Genomic DNA, 16,628 nt, shown 5'->3' with positions numbered 1-16,628 from the left:
CTTCAAGCCTCGGCTTTGTAGTTGTAACCGATCGGGTGCGGCAGGTTGCGGGCCTTGGCCAGCTCGATCTGCTTCTGCCGGTCGATGGCACTGCGCCGGGTCTTCTCGCTCAGGCTGTCCCAGCAATGCGGGCAGCTGACACCTGGCGAATAGTGCTCGGACGCGCGCTCCTCTGCATTGATCGGATGGCGGCAGGCGTGGCACTGGTCGTACTCGCCTTCGCTCAGGTCATGACGCACCGTGACCCGGTTGTCGAAGACGAAGCAGTCGCCGTCCCACAGGCTTTCTTCCTGAGGCACTTCCTCGAAGTATTTCAGGATGCCGCCCTTAAGATGATAGACCGACTCGAAGCCTTCACCGAGCATGTAGCTGGAGGCTTTTTCGCAACGGATGCCGCCGGTGCAGAACATGGCGACCTTCTTGTGCTTGCTCGGGTCGAAGTTGGCCTTGATGTACTCCGGGAACTCACGGAAGGTTTCGGTCTTCGGGTCGATGGCGCCCTTGAAGGTACCGATGGCCACTTCGTAGTCGTTGCGGGTGTCGATCAACAGCACTTCCGGGTCGCTGATCAGGGCGTTCCAGTCCTTGGGCTCGACATAGGTGCCAACGGCCTTGTTGGGGTCTACGCCCGGCACGCCGAGGGTGACGATCTCTTTCTTGAGCTTGACCTTGGTGCGGTAGAACGGCTGTTCGTCGCAGTACGATTCTTTGTGATCGATATCGACCAGACGCGGGTCGCTGCGCAACCAGGCCAGCAGGCCATCAATGCCTTCCCGGGTGCCCGACACGGTGCCGTTGATGCCCTCCTGGGCCAGCAGCAGGGTGCCTTTGACGTTGTTGTCGAGCATGGTCTTGAGCAGCGGCTCGCGCAGCTCGACGTAGTCTTCCAGGGTAACGAACTTGTACAGCGCCGCGACGACGATGGCTTGAGACATGTAACGGAATCTCCAGGTGGCTGCCCTCGTAAGGGGCGGACCGGGTTTGACAGGTACAGAAAAAGCAGGGGGGCGCTTTGTGCCCCTTTCGCGACACAAGGCCGCTCCCACAGGGACCGCGTAACCCGATGGCTAGTGCGGTTCCTGTGGGAGCGGCCTTGTGTCGCGAAAGGGCCGCAAAGCGGCCCCCGGATCTTGCAGGATTCTACCAGAACAACAGAAAGGTTTCAGTGCCCGCCGCCGGCGCACACCGGCGAGGCCGGAGCAACGCCGACCTTGGCCCACTCTTCGGCGGTGTAGGTGTGGATGGCCAGGGCATGGATCTCGCCCATCAGCTCACCCATTGTGGCGTACACCTTCTGGTGGCGCTTGACGCTGTTCAACCCGGCGAACTGCTCGCTGACGATCACCGCCTTGTAGTGGGTCTCCTGACCACGACTGTGCATGTGACTTTCGTTGAGCACTTCCAGGTGTTGCGGCGCCAGCGCGGCCAGTTGCTGTTCGATACGTTGTTGCATGGTCATTGCGGCGTACTCACTTCTTCGCTGGGGCGGCGGCCTTGCCTGCGTTCGGGTCCAGCTCTTTGGTCATGTCTTCCAGCAGCTTGTTCACCACCGGTACTGCTGGCTCCAGGCTCTGCTGGGTCAACTGTGCCGACTGCTGGGTGACCTTGGGCATTTCACGCAGCACTTTCTTGCCCAGCGGCGATTCGTAGAACTTGACCAGGTCCTTCAGCTCTTGCTCGGTAAAGGTCCGGGTGTACAGGTCGACCATCTTTGGCTTCAGCTTGTTCCAGCCGATGGCGTTGTCCAGCGCGGCATTGGCCTTGGCCTGGTAGCTTTCCAGCACGGGCTGCTTGGCGGCCGGGGCCTTGGTCTGGGCGAAACGCTGGGCGAACATCTGCTGCACTTGCATGTACACCGGGGTGCCCAGCTTGTCGGCGTTGGCCAGGGTCAGGAATTTCTCGGCAGCAGCGTTGTGGCTGGCGGTGGCAGCGAGTACCTGGCCGCTGGCGCAAACCAGGGCAACGGCGGCACAAAGGACACGGAGACGGGTCATTGCATTTCCTTCAAAGAGGGGGAGGCGGGCACCTCAGAGTAGAGCATTCTGCGCCGTGGTGGCGATGTGCTCAAGTGGCACGACGAGCGACGGAACCGCTCGGTCGAATCAGGGCCTAAACTGCGATTTCGAACTACACAGGAGTGAGTACAGAATGAGCCGTATCGAGACAGACAGCCTGGGCCCGGTCGAAGTTCCGGAGGACGCCTACTGGGGTGCGCAGACCCAGCGTTCGCTGATCAACTTCGCCATTGGCAAGGAACGCATGCCCCTCGCGGTATTGCACGCCCTGGCACTGATCAAGAAGGCCGCGGCGCGCGTCAACGACCGCAATGGCGACCTGCCGGCCGACATCGCCCGGTTGATCGAACAGGCCGCCGATGAAGTGCTGGATGGCCAGCACGACGATCAGTTCCCGCTCGTCGTCTGGCAGACGGGCAGTGGCACCCAGAGCAACATGAACGTCAACGAGGTGATCGCCGGACGCGCCAACGAACTGGCCGGCAAAGGCCGTGGCGGCAAGGCGCCAGTACACCCAAATGACCACGTCAACCGCTCGCAGAGCTCCAACGACTGCTTCCCCACCGCCATGCACATTGCGGCAGCCCAGGCGGTGCATGAAAAGCTGCTGCCGGCCGTCACTGAACTGTCTTCGGGGCTGGCCGAGCTGTCGATGCGTCACCACAAGCTGGTAAAAACCGGCCGCACGCACATGATGGACGCCACGCCGATTACCTTCGGCCAGGAAGTGTCGGCCTTCGTCGCCCAGCTCGATTACGCCCAGCGCGCTATCCGCGCCACCCTGCCGGCGGTGTGCGAACTGGCCCAGGGCGGCACTGCCGTGGGTACCGGGCTCAACGCCCCGCAGGGTTTTGCCGAGGCCATCGCGGCCGAGCTGGCGGCGCTGTCCGGCCTGCCGTTCATCACTGCACCCAACAAGTTCGCCGCCCTCGCCGGCCACGAACCGCTGACCAGCCTGGCGGGGGCCCTGAAGACCCTGGCCGTGGCCCTGATGAAAATCGCCAACGACCTGCGCCTGCTGGGGTCCGGCCCTCGCGCCGGGCTTGCCGAGGTGCGCCTGCCAGCCAACGAGCCGGGCAGCTCGATCATGCCGGGCAAGGTCAACCCCACCCAGTGCGAGGCGCTGTCGATGCTGGCCTGCCAGGTACTGGGCAACGACGCAGCCATCGGCTTTGCCGCCAGCCAGGGGCATTTGCAGTTGAATGTATTCAAGCCGGTGATCATCCATAACCTGCTGCAATCCATCGAGTTGCTGGCCGATGGTTGCCGCAACTTCCAGCAGCATTGCGTGGCAGGTATCGAGCCGGATGCCGAGCAGATGGCCGCGCACCTGGAGCGCGGGTTGATGCTGGTGACGGCGCTGAACCCGCATATTGGCTATGACAAGGCGGCAGAAATTGCCAAGAAGGCTTACAGCGAGGGCACGACCTTGCGCGAGGCGGCCTTGGCGTTGAAGTACCTGACCAATGAGCAGTTCGACCAGTGGGTGCGGCCGGAGAACATGCTGGCGCCGGGCGGCAAGGGCTGACTGCTCTGTAGCCTGTACCGGCCCTTTCGCGGGTAAACCCGCTCCTACGCCGAGAGGCGAATCCATCGTAGGAGCGGGTTCACCCGCGAAAGGGCCGGTACAGGCAATCGACAGACCTAGGCCAACCGCGCCCTGCGGGCCCGCCAACCTGCTACCAGCGAGGGCCCCAGCGCCACCAGCGCCGAACCGAACACCACCGTGACCGCCCCCAAATAGCCAAGGGCATTGATGTCCTCGGCATGCACATACTCAGGCCACACCCATGCTGCCAGCGCTACCGCAACAAAGGTCACCAGCGGGGTCAGCGCCAGCGTGGCACTTACCCGCGACGCCTCCCAGTGCGCCAGCGCTTCGGCGAACGCGCCGTAAGCCACCAGGGTGTTCAGGCAACAGGCCAGCAGCAGCCAGCCTTGCACCGGGGTCAGTTGCAAGGCCTCCAGCGGGTGCACCCAAGGTGTCAGCAACGCAGCGCAGCTGAGGTAGATCACCATCATCACCTGCTGCGAGTGCCACACGGTCAGCAACTGCTTCTGGCTCAGGGCGTAGAACACCCAGATGCTGGTCGCCAGCAAGATGGTCAACACGCCGGTGGTGTAGGTACCCAGCGAAGTCAGCAGCTCTTCCAGGCGCTGGTTGAAGAACAGGCCAAACCCTGCCAGCAGCACCAACAGGCCCATGCCCTGCCCCACACTGAAGCGCTCGCGGAACACGAACACGCTGGCCACCAGCAACAGCACCGGGCCGATCTGTACCACCAGTTGTGCGGTGCCTGGGCTAAGCAGTTTGAGACCGATCAGGTAGAGCACGTAGTTGCCCATCAGGCCGAGCACCGCTACCAGCACCAGGCCCTTGCCCCTGGGCGCCAGCTTGCGTATGGACGGCAAACGCCGGTTAGCCGCCAGCCAGGCGAACAACAGGCTGCCGGAGACCAGCAGGCGGTACCAGGTGACAGTGATCGGGTCGACCACTTGCAATACCTGCTTGAGCTTGATCGGCAAGATGCCCCAGAGCAGCGCCGTCAGAAGTGCCAGGAACAGCCCATAGCCCCAGCGGCCAGAAGTGGTGTGCATAAAATCCTCGATCAAGCCCGTGGTGGGGGTTGTTGAATTCTACGGGGTTGGAGGACGGAGACGGTGGAGAGTGCCGAGAAAAGAATTCATCAGGTCATTCTTTTGGAGCATGGCTGGGGGGAGGTGTTGCCTGTGCTGACCCTTTCGCGGGTAAACCCGCTCCTACGGGAGCGTGAGCTGCGCCCCGGTGTTGGATTTTTTGTCCAACATCCGGGGCGCAGCTCAGCGCGCGATCCCCGGTAGGAGCGGGTTTACCCGCGAAGAGGCCAGAACAGGCAACCTCACCTTCGGCTATTTCTTGTGCTTGGCAAACGCCGCCTCAAGCGCCTGGTTGATGGTGCGCACCACCTTCACCCGCGCCCAGCGCTTGTCATTGGCCTCCACCAGCGTCCAAGGGGCAATCTCGCTGCTGGTGCGGTCGACCATGTCGCCCACCGCCTGGGAGTACTCGTCCCACTTGTCGCGGTTGCGCCAGTCATCCTCGGTGATCTTGTAGCGTTTGAACGGAATCTGCTCACGCTCTTCGAAGCGCTCCAGTTGGGTCTGCTGGTCGATCGCCAGCCAGAACTTGACCACCACCACGCCGGCATCCACCAACTGCTCTTCAAAGTCGTTGATCTCGCTATAGGCACGCATCCAGTCAGCAGGGCTGCAGAAGCCTTCCACCCGCTCCACCAGCACCCGGCCATACCAGGAACGGTCGAAGATGGTGAACTTGCCCCGTGCCGGGATGTGCCGCCAGAACCGCCACAGGTACGGCTGGGCGCGCTCTTCTTCGGTCGGCGCGGCAATCGGCACGATACGGTACTGACGCGGGTCCAGCGCCGCCGCCACGCGGCGGATGGCGCCCCCCTTGCCGGCGGCGTCGTTGCCTTCGAACACCGCCACCAGGGCGTGCCGGCGCATGCGCTTGTCACGCAGCAGGCCGGCCAGACGCGCCTGTTCGGTGATCAACTGTTCCTGATAGTCGGCCTTGTCCAGGCGCAAGGTCATATCCAGGGCGCCAAGCAGGCTGCGGTCGTCGATGCTGCGGCCCAGCGGAGCCACGTTGCCCTGGTGCTTGCCCTTGGGATTGTTGGCCAGCGCGGCTTGCAGGCTTTCCAGCAGAATGCGCCCCACCGCCAGGCTGCGGTAATTCGGGTCTACCCCTTCGATGATGTGCCATGGCGCATAGTCGCGGCTGGTGCGGCGCAGCACGCGCTCGCCAAAGCGCACGAAGCGGTCGTAGGTTTGCGATTGCTGCCAATCCAGCGGGCTGATCTTCCAACTGTGCAGCGGATCGTCCTTGAGCGATTTGAGCCGTGCCTTCATCTGCTTCTTGGACAGGTGGAACCAGAACTTGATGATCAGCGCACCTTCATCGCACAGCATCTCCTCCAGGCGTTCGGCACCGGTAATGGCCTGATCGAGCACGGCATCCTTGAACACACCGTGCACCCGCCCCTGCAGCATCTGGCTGTACCAGTTACCAAAGAACACACCCATTCGCCCCTTGGGTGGCAAGGCCCGCCAATAGCGCCAGGCGGGTGGGCGGGCCAACTCTTCGTCGGTCTGCTGGTCGAAGGTGAGCACATCGATCATGCGCGGGTCCATCCACTCGTTGAGCAGTTTTACCGTCTCACCCTTGCCGGCGCCTTCAATGCCGTTGATCAGCACGATCACCGGAAAACGCGCCTGCTGCTTGAGTTCGTACTGGGCTTCGAGCAGGGCCTCGCGTAAAGCGGGTACCTCGGCGTCGTAAGCCTCCTTGTCGATGCTGTGGCCGATTTCGGCAGATTCGAACATGCACTGGCTCCTTCAATGGATAAGCAAGACTAGCGGATTTCATTTCGGCCTGTATTGACCTCTTCACCAATGAACGCGCTCCCACAGCTCAGCCGGATGGCATAAAATCCCGCCATCCGCTGCAACCGAGCCCACCATGCCCACCCTCCTCCAGCACGCCCAGATCGACTGGGACGACCAGGGCCGCCCCCATTCGCGGCACTATGACGACGTCTATTTCGCAGTCAACGAAGGCATCGAAGAAACCAAGCACGTGTTCCTCGGCCAGACCCGCCTGGCCGAGCGTTTTGCCAACCTGGCGCCGCACGCCTGCACGGTGATCGGCGAAACCGGTTTTGGCACCGGCATGAATTTTTTCTGCGCCTGGCAGCTGTTCGACCAGCACGCACACAGCGACGCGCGCCTGCACTTCGTCAGCGTCGAGAAGTACCCCCTCGACCACGCCGACATGGCCCGCGCAGTGCGCCTGTGGCCTGAACTGGCCGCCTATACCGAGCCGCTGCTGGAGCAATACGTGGCGGTGCACCCGGGCTTTCAGCAGTTCACCTTCGCCGGTGGCAGGGTCACCCTGACCCTGTTGATAGGCGATGTGCTGGAACAGCTGCCGCAACTCGATGCGCAAATCGATGTGTGGTTCCTCGACGGCTTCGCCCCCGCCAAGAACCCCGACATGTGGACCCCGGAGCTGTTTGCGCAACTGGCCCGGCTATCGCATCCGGGCACGGTGCTGGGTACCTTCACCACCACCGGCTGGGTACGTCGCAGCCTGGTCGAAGCCGGTTTCGCCATGAAGAAGGTGCCAGGCATCGGCAAGAAGTGGGAGGTGATGAGCGGCGCCTACGTCGGCCCCCTGCCCGGCCCATGCGCGCCTTGGTACGCGCGCCCCGCTGTGACACAGGGGCCGCGCGAGGCGCTGGTGATCGGTGCCGGACTTGCCGGCAGCAGCAGCGCCGCCAGCCTGGCCCGGCGCGGCTGGCAGGTTACTGTACTGGAGCGCCACGAAGCCCCCGCCCAGGAGGCTTCAGGCAACCCGCAAGGGGTGCTGTACCTCAAGCTGTCTGCCCATGGCACCGCACTGTCGCAGATGATCCTGTCCGGGTTCGGCTACACCCGGCGCCAGCTGCAGCGCTTGCAGCGTGGCCGTGACTGGGATGCCTGCGGGGTGCTGCAACTGGCTTTCGACAGCAAGGAGGCCGAACGCCAGGGCAAGCTGGCTGCCGCCTTCGACCACGGCTTGCTGCACTGCCTGGCGCGCGCCGAGGCCGAAGCCATCGCCGGCGTGGCGTTGCCTGGCGGCGGGTTGTTCTACCCCGAAGGTGGCTGGGTGCACCCGCCGGCGCTGTGCCAGCAGCAGTTGCAGCACCCTGGTATTCATTTAGTGACGCACCAGGAAGTGCTCGAACTGCGCAAAGTGGATGAACAGTGGCAAGCCTGGGCTGGCGACCAGCTGTTAGCCCGCGCTCCAGTGGTGGTCCTGGCCGGCGCGGCGGATGTGCTGCGCTTCGAACCTTGCGCGCAGTTACCACTCAAGCGCATCCGCGGGCAGATCACCCGCTTGCCGGCCACCGCCAGCAGCCAGGCACTGCGCACCGTGGTGTGCGCGGAAGGCTATGTGGCACCGCCGCGCGAGGGTGAACATTCACTGGGCGCCAGTTTTGACTTCCATAGCGAAGACCTTGCGCCGACAGTGGCCGAGCACCAGGGCAACCTGGCGCTGCTGGACGAAATTTCCGTCGATCTGGCGCAACGGCTGGCTGTGGCTGAACTGGACCCCGAGCAATTGCAGGGACGTGCTGCGTTTCGTTGCACCAGCCCGGATTACCTGCCGATCGTCGGCCCTATCGCCGACGCGCAGGCGTTTGCCGAAGCCTATGCAGTACTGGGCCGGGATGCGCGGCAAGTACCGGATGTGCCCTGCCCTTGGCTGGGCGGGTTGTATGTGAACAGCGGGCATGGCTCACGCGGGTTGATCACGGCACCGTTGAGTGGCGAGCTGGTGGCGGCCTGGGTATGTGGGGAACCGCTGCCATTGCCGCGGGCGGTGGCGGAGGCTTGCCATCCGAACCGGTTTGGATTGCGCCGGTTGATCCGGGGGAAATGATTGCATCGGGTTGCCTGCCCGGTCACATATAACCAAACATTCTAAAACTCTCGAAAAGCACATAGGTCAGTTCCTTAAGGTGCCCTAATCCGGGGCATCACCTCCCCAACGGAAAAACCGGTAAGGACTTATGTGCGGATTAGCAGGAGAGTTACGTTTCACCCCCATCGACCAAGCCCCTCGCCCAGCCGACCTGGCTGCGGTAGAGCGCATTACCCATCACCTGGCCCCGCGAGGCCCGGATGCCTGGGGCTTCCATAGCCAGGGCCCGATCGCCCTGGGCCATCGGCGCCTGAAGATCATGGACCTGTCCGACGGCTCGGCGCAGCCGATGGTCGACAATACGCTGGGCCTGTCGCTGGCCTTCAACGGTGCCATCTACAACTTCCCCGAACTGCGCGAGGAACTGCAGGCGCTGGGCTACACCTTCTGGTCCGACGGCGACACCGAGGTGCTGCTCAAGGGCTACCACGCCTGGGGCGCGGCGCTGCTGCCCAAGCTCAACGGCATGTTTGCCCTGGCCATCTGGGAGCGCGACAACCAGCGCCTGTTCCTGGCCCGCGACCGCCTGGGCGTCAAACCCCTGTACCTGTCGCGCAACGGCGAGCGCCTGCGCTTTGCCTCGACCCTGCCGGCACTGCTTAAGGGCGGCGACATCGACCCGATGCTCGACCCGGTGGCCCTCAACCACTACCTGAACTTCCACGCCGTGGTACCGGCACCGCGCACCCTGCTGGCCAACGTGCAGAAGCTGGAGCCCGGCACCTGGATGCGCATCGACCGCCATGGCGAAGTGGAACGCCAAGTCTGGTGGCAACTGCACTACGGCCCCCACCCCGACGAGCGTGAACTGGACCTGGAAGGCTGGACCACCCGCGTGCTCGACGCCACCCGCGACGCCGTAGCCATCCGCCAACGGGCAGCCGTCGATGTGGGTGTGTTGCTGTCCGGCGGCGTCGACTCCAGCCTGCTGGTCGGCTTGCTGCGCGAAGTGGGCGTTGACGACCTGTCGACCTTCTCCATCGGCTTTGAAGATGCCGGCGGCGAGCGCGGCGACGAGTTCCAGTATTCGGACCTGATCGCCAAACACTACGGCACCCGTCACCACCAGTTGCGCATTGCCGAACACGAAATCATCGACCAGTTGCCGGCCGCGTTCCGCGCCATGAGCGAACCGATGGTCAGCCACGACTGCATCGCCTTCTACCTGCTGTCGCGGGAAGTGGCCAAGCACTGCAAAGGCGTACAGAGCGGCCAGGGTGCCGATGAGCTGTTCGCCGGTTACCACTGGTACCCGCAGGTGGACGGCGCCGACGATGCCTATGCGGCCTACCGTGACGCCTTCTTCGACCGCAGCCATGCCGAATACCGCGAAACCGTGCAGGCGCCCTGGCTGCTGGAAACCGACGCTGCCGGCGACTTCGTGCGCGAACACTTCGCGCGCCCCGGCGCACCGGCTGCCGTGGACAAGGCGCTGCGCCTGGACAGCACCGTGATGCTGGTCGACGACCCGGTCAAGCGGGTGGACAACATGACCATGGCCTGGGGCCTGGAGGCGCGTACGCCGTTCCTCGATTACCGCCTGGTGGAACTGTCGGCACGCATTCCCGCCCGCTTCAAGCTGCCCGACGGCGGCAAGCAGGTGCTCAAGCAGGCGGCGCGACGGGTGATCCCGCATGAGGTGATCGACCGCAAGAAGGGTTACTTCCCGGTACCGGGCCTGAAGCATCTGGAAGGTGCCACCCTGGGCTGGGTACGCGAACTGTTGACCGACCCCAGCCAGGACCGAGGGTTGTTCAACCCGACCATGCTCGACCGCCTGCTGAGCAACCCGCACGGCCAGCTGACGCCATTGCGCGGTTCCAAGCTGTGGCAACTGGCGGCGCTGAACCTGTGGCTGAGCGAACAAGGAATCTGACCGATGAAAGCCCATGAAATCGCTTATGGTCAGCGCCTGCTGCGCGGCCAGACGCCGTCCTACGAGCGCCTGCAAGCGCGCCTGGCCGGCGACGGCAGCCAGCCTCACGACCAACCGCGTGCCGTGCACTGCGGCTGGGGCCGGCTGCTGATAGGCCACACCTACCCCGACCCGGTTTCCCTGGCCGAGGATTTGCTCGACGAGCACCCGGGCGAACGCGACATCGCCCTGTACGTTGCCGCCCCGCAGCAGGTGCTGGCACAGGCCCCTCAGCAGCTGTTCCTCGACCCGTCCGACACCCTGCGCCTGTGGTTCACCGATTACCGCCCGGCGCAGCGGGTATTTCGCGGCTTCCGCGTGCGCCGGGCACAGAACCCTGCCGACTGGCAGGCGATCAACACGCTGTACCAGGCGCGCGGGATGCTCCCCGTCGACGCCGAGCTGCTTACCCCTCGCCACTTGGGTGGCCCGGTGTACTGGTTGGCAGAGGACGAAGACAGCGGCGCGGTTATCGGCAGCGTCATGGGCCTGAACCACGCCAAGGCGTTCGATGACCCCGAGCATGGCAGCAGCCTGTGGTGCCTGGCGGTGGACCCACACTGCACCCGCCCCGGCGTGGGTGAAGTGCTGGTGCGCCACCTGATCGAACATTTCATGAGCCGTGGCCTGGCCTACCTGGACCTGTCGGTGCTGCACGACAACCGCCAGGCCAAGCGCCTGTATCAGAAACTGGGTTTTCGCAACCTGCCCACCTTCGCAGTCAAGCGCAAGAACGGTATCAACGAGCAGCTGTTCCTCGGGCCTGGCCCGCAAGCCGACCTCAACCCCTACGCACGCATCATCGTCGACGAGGCCCTGCGCCGGGGCATCGAGGTGCAGGTGGACGACGCCGCTGGCGGCCTGTTCACCCTGAGCCTTGGCGGGCGGCGAATTCGCTGCCGGGAATCGCTCAGCGACCTGACCAGTGCCGTGACCATGACCCTGTGCCAGGACAAACGCCTGACCCAGCACGCCCTGCACAACGCCGGGCTGCAGGTGCCCGCGCAACAGCTGGCGGGCAATGCCGATGACAACCTGGCGTTTCTCGAAGAGCATGGCGCGGTGGTGGTCAAGCCGGTCGATGGCGAGCAAGGCCAGGGCGTGGCGGTGAACCTGACCTGCATCGACGACATCACCCGTGCCGTGGCGCATGCCCGCCAGTTCGACAGCCGCGTGCTGCTGGAAAGCTTCCATGCCGGGTTCGACCTGCGCATCGTGGTGATTGGCTACGAGGTGGTGGCCGCCGCCATCCGCCACCCGGCGCAGGTGCTGGGCGACGGTAAGCACAGCGTGCGCCAGTTGATCGAAGCCCAGAGCCGTCGCCGCCAGGCCGCCACCGGTGGCGAAAGCCGCATTCCGCTGGACGACGAAACCGAGCGCACCTTGCGCGCAGCGGGCGTTGGCTATGACGACGTGTTGCCGGCCGGCCAGCGCCTAGCCGTGCGGCGTACGGCCAACCTGCACACCGGCGGCACCCTGGAAGACGTCACCGAACGCCTGCACCCGGTGCTGGCCGATGCTGCCGTGCGGGCGGCACGGGCACTGGAAATTCCGGTGGTTGGGCTGGACTTCATGGTGCGCGATGCCGGGCAGCCGGAGTACGTGATCATCGAGGCCAACGAACGTGCTGGCCTGGCCAACCATGAACCGCAGCCCACGGCCGAGCGTTTTATCGACCTGCTGTTTCCCCATAGCCGGCCTTTGGCGTAAACCGGTGCCGGCCTCTTCGCGGGCAAGCCCGCTCCCACAGGGATATCACCGCCCTTGAAGGTGGCGCTGTACCTGTAGGAGCGGGTTTACCCGCGAAGACGGCGCTGTACCTGTAGGAGCGGGTTTACCCGCGAAGACGGCGCTGTACCCGTAGGAGCGGGTTTACCCGCGAAGACGGCGCTGTACCTGTAGGAGCGGGTTTACCCGCGAAGAGGCCGGCACAGGAGTAAAGGAGTCCCCAACCATGTCCGAGCAACACCCCGAACCCGATCTCGACTACCTCAAACGCGTGCTGCTGGAAATGCTCGCCATCCCCAGCCCCACCGGCTTCACCGACACCATCGTGCGCTACGTGGCCGAACGCCTTGACGAGCTGGGCATCCCCTTCGAGCTGACCCGCCGCGGCACCATTCGCGCCACCCTCAAAGGCCGGCAGGCCACCCCCGACCGCGCCGTCTCTGCCCACCTGGATACCATCGGCGCCAGCGTGCGTCAGTTGCAGGACAATGGCCGCCTGGCCCTGGCGCCCGTCGGCTGCTGGTCCAGCCGTTTTGCCGAGGGCAGCCGGGTTAGCGTGTTTACCGATACCGGGGTATTCCGTGGCAGCGTGCTGCCGCTGATGGCCAGCGGGCATGCCTTCAACACGGCGATCGACCAGATGCCGATCAGCTGGGACCACGTGGAAGTGCGCCTGGATGCCTACTGCGCCACGCGCGCCGACTGTGAGGCGCTGGGCGTGAGCATTGGTGATTTCGTGGCCTTCGACCCCTTGCCCGAATTCACCGAAAGCGGCCACATCAGTGCCCGTCACCTGGACGACAAGGCTGGCGTAGCGGCATTGCTGGCGGCACTGAAGGCCGTGGTGGAAAGCGGCCGCCAGCCGCTGATCGACTGCCACCCGCTGTTCACCATCACCGAGGAGACCGGCTCGGGTGCAGCCGGCGCCCTGCCCTGGGACGTCAGCGAGTTCGTCGGCATCGACATCGCCCCGGTGGCGCCCGGGCAGGCTTCCAGCGAGCATGCGGTCAGTGTGGCCATGCAGGACTCGTCGGGGCCTTACGACTACCACCTGTCCCGGCACCTGCTGAAACTGGCCGGCGACCATGACTTGCCGGTGCGGCGCGACCTGTTCCGCTATTACTTCAGCGATGCCCATTCGGCGGTGACTGCCGGGCACGATATTCGTACCGCGCTGGTGGCCTTTGGTTGCGATGCCACCCATGGTTACGAGCGCACCCATATCGATAGCCTGGCAGCGCTGAGCCGGTTGTTGTCAGCCTACCTGCTGAGCCCGCCCGTATTTGCCAGCGACTCGCAGCCGGCCAATACGTCACTCGAGCGCTTCAGCCACCAGCTGGAGCATGATGCGCAGATGGAGAGCGACACGCGGGTACCGGCCGTGGACAGCCTGGTCGGAAACAAAGGCTAAACGCACTTGGGGCTGCAAAGCGGCCCCAACACCTCGAATGTTTCGCGTAGCATGCCCATACCTATTTCAGACACCGCCCGACCATGCTGATCCCCTACGACCAATTGCAAGCCGAAACCCTGACCCGCCTGATCGAGGACTTCGTCACCCGCGACGGCACTGACAATGGCGACGACACACCGCTGGAAACCCGCGTGCTGCGGGTACGCCAGGCATTGGCCAAAGGCCAGGCTTTCATCCTGTTCGACCTGGAAAGCCAGCAATGCCAGTTGCTGGCCAAGCATGATGTGCCCCGCGAGCTGCTCGAATAGCAGGCCAGGCCTCTTCAGGCCTTGCTCTGCTTGGACGCCTTGATGCGCTTGTAAACTTCGGCTCGATGCACCGGCACCTCACGCGGAGCAGCCACACCAAAGCGCACCACGCCGTCCCGGGTCTCTACCACCATGATCCGGATGTCATCGCCAATCACGATGACCTCCCCTACTTCGCGCCCTATTACCAGCATGTTCCGATCCTCCTGCGAAAGGGAAAACCGGAGCCTGCCCCGTAGGTATTCAGCTACTCAATAGCTCCACTACGATTCAGAAGCTTCTTACACTTTTGAGTAACTTCTCCTACAGACCAATCATCGCGACGGGGCTTTTGCCCGCATTTTCATCGCCATTTCGGCCATCTCGTCATACAGCCGCTCAGGGGCCTGGCGTTTCAGTTGCCAGGCCTGGCGCCCTGCCTCATGGGGCAGGATGAGGAACTCGCCTGCAGCGACCTGCTGATGGATATAGTCGGCAATGTCCGCCGCACTGATCGGCGAACCTTCGAGCAGCTTGCCCACCTGCGCCTTCATCGCCGGGTTCGGCCCGCGGAACGAGTCCAGCAGGTTGGTCTGGAAGAACGACGGGCACACCACGTGCACCGCCACCTCCACCTGACGCAACTCCACCAGCAGGCTTTCCGACAAGGCCAGCACACCGGCCTTGGCCACGTTGTAGTTGCTCATGCCCGGGCCCTGCATCAGTGCGGCCATCGAGGCGACATTGATAATGCGCCCCTTGCTGCGCTCCAGCAGCGGCAGGAAGGCCTTGCAACCCTTGACCACGCCCATCAGATTGACCGCGATCTGCCAGTCCCAGTCCTCCAGCGTCAGTTCGGCGAAGAACCCGCCCGAAGCGACGCCGGCGTTGTTGACGATCACATCGACCCCACCGAACTTCGCTTCGCAGGCCTGGGCCAGGGCCGTCAGCTGGCTATAGTCGCGCACATCGCAGCGCTGGACGAAGCCGTCGCCACCGGCCTGGCGAACCTGCTCCAGCGTTTCGCGCAGGCCGGCTTCGTTGACATCGGCCAATGCCAGGCGCCAGCCCTCACGGGCCCAGCGCAGGGCGATCTCGCGGCCGAGGCCAGACCCGGCGCCGGTGATCATGATGCGTTTTTGCATGGTCGCAGGCCTTGTTCTGACAGGGAGTCCGGTGAGTCTAATCAAGGCGTCGCCATCCGGGAGGATTCATCAGGGCAGTGAATAGGCGGGCATGATTGGGTAGACGGCTGCACGGGGATGGAATCTTTACCAACCCGCACCGGTCCGAATTATCGAGAGGCCAGCAATCTCAGGCTCTTGCCCCCTAATCACGCAAGGACTTTGACATGACCACGATCCTTATCATCATCCTGATTCTGCTGCTGATCGGTGGCTTACCGGTCTTCCCCCACTCGCGCAGCTGGGGCTATGGCCCTTCCGGCATAATCGGCGTGGTGTTGGTGATTCTGTTGGTATTACTGTTGCTTGGGATGATATGACGCGCTGCGGATAGCCACTTCAAACAGTCACTTGAGGTGAATGGCAAGCGGGTCACACCACCCGGTTGCCATTCTACAGGTTCGCATCGAACACCATTGTCACGACGGCCTGATACTCGATACCAGGCAACATGTCCTGTTTCTCGGTGTGGCCGCGAGGGTATACATGAAAATGCAACTGCCCTTGGCTGCCGGTCACACCCTCTGGCGGGACTTCCAGGCTCATGGCGTTCTCAGCTCCGCCAAAGGTCATTGCCTGCCGATAGAGCGAACGGCCATTGTAGGAAACCCCTGGCAAGGTCATGGCCAGGTACAGCGGTATGCCATGGCCCTTGGCCGACCGTAGATTGCACGTGCTATCCAACCCGGTGCTGCACAGCGCCCAGACGTTGAATGGCCCACTGGCAGTCAGGCTGAAGCCCACGTCTTTTTCCAGTTTCTCTGCCACACCCCGTCCTCGGCTCCCAGGCCCGTGCGCCTGCTGCGGCACCAGTACCACCTGCTCGGAACCCGGCTCAAAACGCACCTCAAGGTCATGCACCACCTCCAGTTCGACGTTGATCGCCACTGAATCGGCCGTGAGCCCGGCGACCGTTCGGCTCGAACCCAGGCCAATATCCCTGTCGGGGCCTATCGAATAGACCACGCGCCCTCGGTACACGCCCGACTTCAAGCTCGCCGGCAAAGGCGTCTTCAGCCTGTAGCCCAGCGTAAGGTGACTCACATGGTAAGTGCTCGCATTCTCCACGTTGAGGTTGGCCCAGCACCCGTTGCTGGCTGGCGACCACAGAAACAGGCGATGCGCCGCGCTCGCCAACGCAACCTGGCAACCACTCGAGTCCAGGCCCGTGCGCGCCGCAAGCGTAGGTGCCCCATCGTCCGAAGTTACCGCACCGCCCAGGTGGGTAATGGCAAAGTCCATGCTGACCTGCTCGCCGGTCTTGTCACGCACCATCAGTAGCGCTGTTGGCTGGACAGGGGCCGAGAGGTAGAAGCCATCGGTGCCTTCGCCATCGACTGTTTTCGAGTATTCGACCCCCACATCCAGCAGATCCTGCAGCGGATCGCCACAAAGCTGCGACAACTGAGTACAGACAGGGGATGACCGGGGTGTCAGGTTTTCAAATTGCCGGGTCTCGCCGCGGTAACGCAGCTTGAGCGTAATGTCGGCCGCCTGCGCCCACGATGAGCCGAACACGCCAGACAGCAGTACCAGCATTGCACACTTGCGAAACATGC

15 protein-coding genes are annotated in these 16,628 nt (G+C 63.7%); 7 read left to right on the top strand and 8 right to left on the bottom strand.

Annotation, left to right across the window (positions count from 1 at the left end; all coding sequences use genetic code 11):
- Nucleotides 1-2: 2 nt before the first annotated feature.
- The 3 genes from C4Q27_RS18695 to C4Q27_RS18685 all read right to left on the bottom strand — a co-directional run bounded on the left by C4Q27_RS18695 (nt 3) and on the right by C4Q27_RS18685 (nt 1,994).
- Nucleotides 3-935: a rhodanese-related sulfurtransferase gene (locus C4Q27_RS18695; protein WP_064492641.1), complete on the bottom strand. Its 933-nt coding sequence runs from the start codon at nt 933-935 to the stop codon at nt 3-5.
- Nucleotides 936-1,162: 227 nt separating this feature from the next.
- Nucleotides 1,163-1,459: a BolA family transcriptional regulator gene (locus tag C4Q27_RS18690; protein WP_010952797.1), complete on the bottom strand. Its 297-nt coding sequence runs from the start codon at nt 1,457-1,459 to the stop codon at nt 1,163-1,165.
- 10 nt (nt 1,460-1,469) lie between these two features.
- Nucleotides 1,470-1,994: a DUF2059 domain-containing protein gene (locus C4Q27_RS18685; RefSeq protein ID WP_010952796.1), complete on the bottom strand. Its 525-nt coding sequence runs from the start codon at nt 1,992-1,994 to the stop codon at nt 1,470-1,472.
- A 154-nt stretch (nt 1,995-2,148) separates the two neighbouring features.
- On the opposite strand from C4Q27_RS18685, the gene C4Q27_RS18680 reads away from it, so the two are divergent.
- The gene (locus C4Q27_RS18680; RefSeq protein WP_010952795.1) at nt 2,149-3,543 is read left to right on the top strand and encodes a class II fumarate hydratase; all 1,395 of its coding nucleotides are present in this window, start codon (nt 2,149-2,151) and stop codon (nt 3,541-3,543) included.
- Nucleotides 3,544-3,659: 116 nt separating this feature from the next.
- On the opposite strand, the gene C4Q27_RS18675 is transcribed toward C4Q27_RS18680, so the two are convergent.
- On the bottom strand, nt 3,660-4,613 hold the full coding sequence (locus tag C4Q27_RS18675) for a DMT family transporter (RefSeq protein ID WP_104887173.1): 954 nt from the start codon (nt 4,611-4,613) through the stop codon (nt 3,660-3,662).
- Nucleotides 4,614-4,904: 291 nt separating this feature from the next.
- Nucleotides 4,905-6,398, bottom strand: a complete 1,494-nt coding sequence (gene pap / locus C4Q27_RS18670; RefSeq protein ID WP_064492644.1) for a polyphosphate:AMP phosphotransferase — start codon at nt 6,396-6,398, stop codon at nt 4,905-4,907.
- A gap of 136 nt (nt 6,399-6,534) precedes the next feature.
- Here pap and mnmC point away from each other — a divergent pair, with 136 nt between their 5' ends.
- The 5 genes from mnmC (at nt 6,535) to C4Q27_RS18645 (ending at nt 13,906) form a co-directional block, all read left to right on the top strand.
- Complete coding sequence (gene mnmC, locus C4Q27_RS18665) at nt 6,535-8,499, top strand: bifunctional tRNA (5-methylaminomethyl-2-thiouridine)(34)-methyltransferase MnmD/FAD-dependent 5-carboxymethylaminomethyl-2-thiouridine(34) oxidoreductase MnmC (RefSeq protein WP_064492645.1); 1,965 nt, start codon at nt 6,535-6,537, stop codon at nt 8,497-8,499.
- Nucleotides 8,500-8,629: 130 nt separating this feature from the next.
- Nucleotides 8,630-10,417 carry an N-acetylglutaminylglutamine amidotransferase gene (locus C4Q27_RS18660; RefSeq protein ID WP_064492646.1) on the top strand — a complete coding sequence of 596 codons (1,788 nt, stop codon included), beginning with the start codon at nt 8,630-8,632 and terminating at the stop codon, nt 10,415-10,417.
- Between the two features lie 3 nt (nt 10,418-10,420).
- Nucleotides 10,421-12,166 (top strand): N-acetylglutaminylglutamine synthetase, encoded by a 1,746-nt coding sequence (gene ngg, locus C4Q27_RS18655; RefSeq protein ID WP_104887172.1) that lies wholly within the window; start codon nt 10,421-10,423, stop codon nt 12,164-12,166.
- Nucleotides 12,167-12,410: 244 nt separating this feature from the next.
- On the top strand, nt 12,411-13,595 hold the full coding sequence (locus tag C4Q27_RS18650) for an osmoprotectant NAGGN system M42 family peptidase (RefSeq protein WP_020193055.1): 1,185 nt from the start codon (nt 12,411-12,413) through the stop codon (nt 13,593-13,595).
- A gap of 83 nt (nt 13,596-13,678) precedes the next feature.
- Entirely contained in the window at nt 13,679-13,906 is a 228-nt protein-coding gene (locus C4Q27_RS18645; RefSeq protein ID WP_004575803.1) for a YheU family protein, read from the top strand.
- A 14-nt stretch (nt 13,907-13,920) separates the two neighbouring features.
- Here C4Q27_RS18645 and csrA read toward each other — a convergent pair whose 3' ends face one another.
- Nucleotides 13,921-14,100, bottom strand: coding sequence for a carbon storage regulator CsrA (csrA, locus tag C4Q27_RS18640; protein ID WP_004575804.1), 180 nt, complete (start codon nt 14,098-14,100; stop codon nt 13,921-13,923).
- A 120-nt stretch (nt 14,101-14,220) separates the two neighbouring features.
- Nucleotides 14,221-15,030, bottom strand: a complete 810-nt coding sequence (locus tag C4Q27_RS18635) for an SDR family oxidoreductase (protein WP_104887171.1) — start codon at nt 15,028-15,030, stop codon at nt 14,221-14,223.
- 206 nt (nt 15,031-15,236) lie between these two features.
- Between C4Q27_RS18635 and C4Q27_RS18630 the strand changes: the two genes are divergently transcribed.
- Nucleotides 15,237-15,389: a DUF3309 family protein gene (locus tag C4Q27_RS18630; protein ID WP_003252624.1), complete on the top strand. Its 153-nt coding sequence runs from the start codon at nt 15,237-15,239 to the stop codon at nt 15,387-15,389.
- A 73-nt stretch (nt 15,390-15,462) separates the two neighbouring features.
- Here C4Q27_RS18630 and C4Q27_RS18625 read toward each other — a convergent pair whose 3' ends face one another.
- The gene (locus tag C4Q27_RS18625) at nt 15,463-16,626 is read right to left on the bottom strand and encodes a hypothetical protein (RefSeq protein ID WP_104887170.1); all 1,164 of its coding nucleotides are present in this window, start codon (nt 16,624-16,626) and stop codon (nt 15,463-15,465) included.
- Between the last annotated feature and the right edge of the window lie 2 nt (nt 16,627-16,628).

Origin of the sequence: Pseudomonas sp. SWI36 (genome assembly GCF_002948105.1) — a bacterium.
Taxonomy (GTDB): domain Bacteria; phylum Pseudomonadota; class Gammaproteobacteria; order Pseudomonadales; family Pseudomonadaceae; genus Aquipseudomonas; species Aquipseudomonas alloputida.
This window is presented reverse-complemented; position numbering and strand designations above follow the sequence as displayed.

Excerpts from the sequence above, each read along its gene's own strand:
- mnmC (WP_064492645.1), top strand. The coding sequence starts at position 6,535 with ATGCCCACCCTCCTCCAGCACGCCCAGATCGACTGGGACGACCAGGGC.
- C4Q27_RS18645 (WP_004575803.1), top strand. The coding sequence starts at position 13,679 with ATGCTGATCCCCTACGACCAATTGCAAGCCGAAACCCTGACCCGCCTG.
- C4Q27_RS18675 (WP_104887173.1), bottom strand. The coding sequence starts at position 4,613 with ATGCACACCACTTCTGGCCGCTGGGGCTATGGGCTGTTCCTGGCACTT.
- C4Q27_RS18660 (WP_064492646.1), top strand. The coding sequence starts at position 8,630 with ATGTGCGGATTAGCAGGAGAGTTACGTTTCACCCCCATCGACCAAGCC.
- C4Q27_RS18625 (WP_104887170.1), bottom strand. The coding sequence starts at position 16,626 with ATGTTTCGCAAGTGTGCAATGCTGGTACTGCTGTCTGGCGTGTTCGGC.
- C4Q27_RS18690 (WP_010952797.1), bottom strand. The coding sequence starts at position 1,459 with ATGACCATGCAACAACGTATCGAACAGCAACTGGCCGCGCTGGCGCCG.
- pap (WP_064492644.1), bottom strand. The coding sequence starts at position 6,398 with ATGTTCGAATCTGCCGAAATCGGCCACAGCATCGACAAGGAGGCTTAC.
- C4Q27_RS18630 (WP_003252624.1), top strand. The coding sequence starts at position 15,237 with ATGACCACGATCCTTATCATCATCCTGATTCTGCTGCTGATCGGTGGC.
- C4Q27_RS18680 (WP_010952795.1), top strand. The coding sequence starts at position 2,149 with ATGAGCCGTATCGAGACAGACAGCCTGGGCCCGGTCGAAGTTCCGGAG.
- C4Q27_RS18635 (WP_104887171.1), bottom strand. The coding sequence starts at position 15,030 with ATGCAAAAACGCATCATGATCACCGGCGCCGGGTCTGGCCTCGGCCGC.
- ngg (WP_104887172.1), top strand. The coding sequence starts at position 10,421 with ATGAAAGCCCATGAAATCGCTTATGGTCAGCGCCTGCTGCGCGGCCAG.
- C4Q27_RS18695 (WP_064492641.1), bottom strand. The coding sequence starts at position 935 with ATGTCTCAAGCCATCGTCGTCGCGGCGCTGTACAAGTTCGTTACCCTG.
- C4Q27_RS18685 (WP_010952796.1), bottom strand. The coding sequence starts at position 1,994 with ATGACCCGTCTCCGTGTCCTTTGTGCCGCCGTTGCCCTGGTTTGCGCC.
- csrA (WP_004575804.1), bottom strand. The coding sequence starts at position 14,100 with ATGCTGGTAATAGGGCGCGAAGTAGGGGAGGTCATCGTGATTGGCGAT.
- C4Q27_RS18650 (WP_020193055.1), top strand. The coding sequence starts at position 12,411 with ATGTCCGAGCAACACCCCGAACCCGATCTCGACTACCTCAAACGCGTG.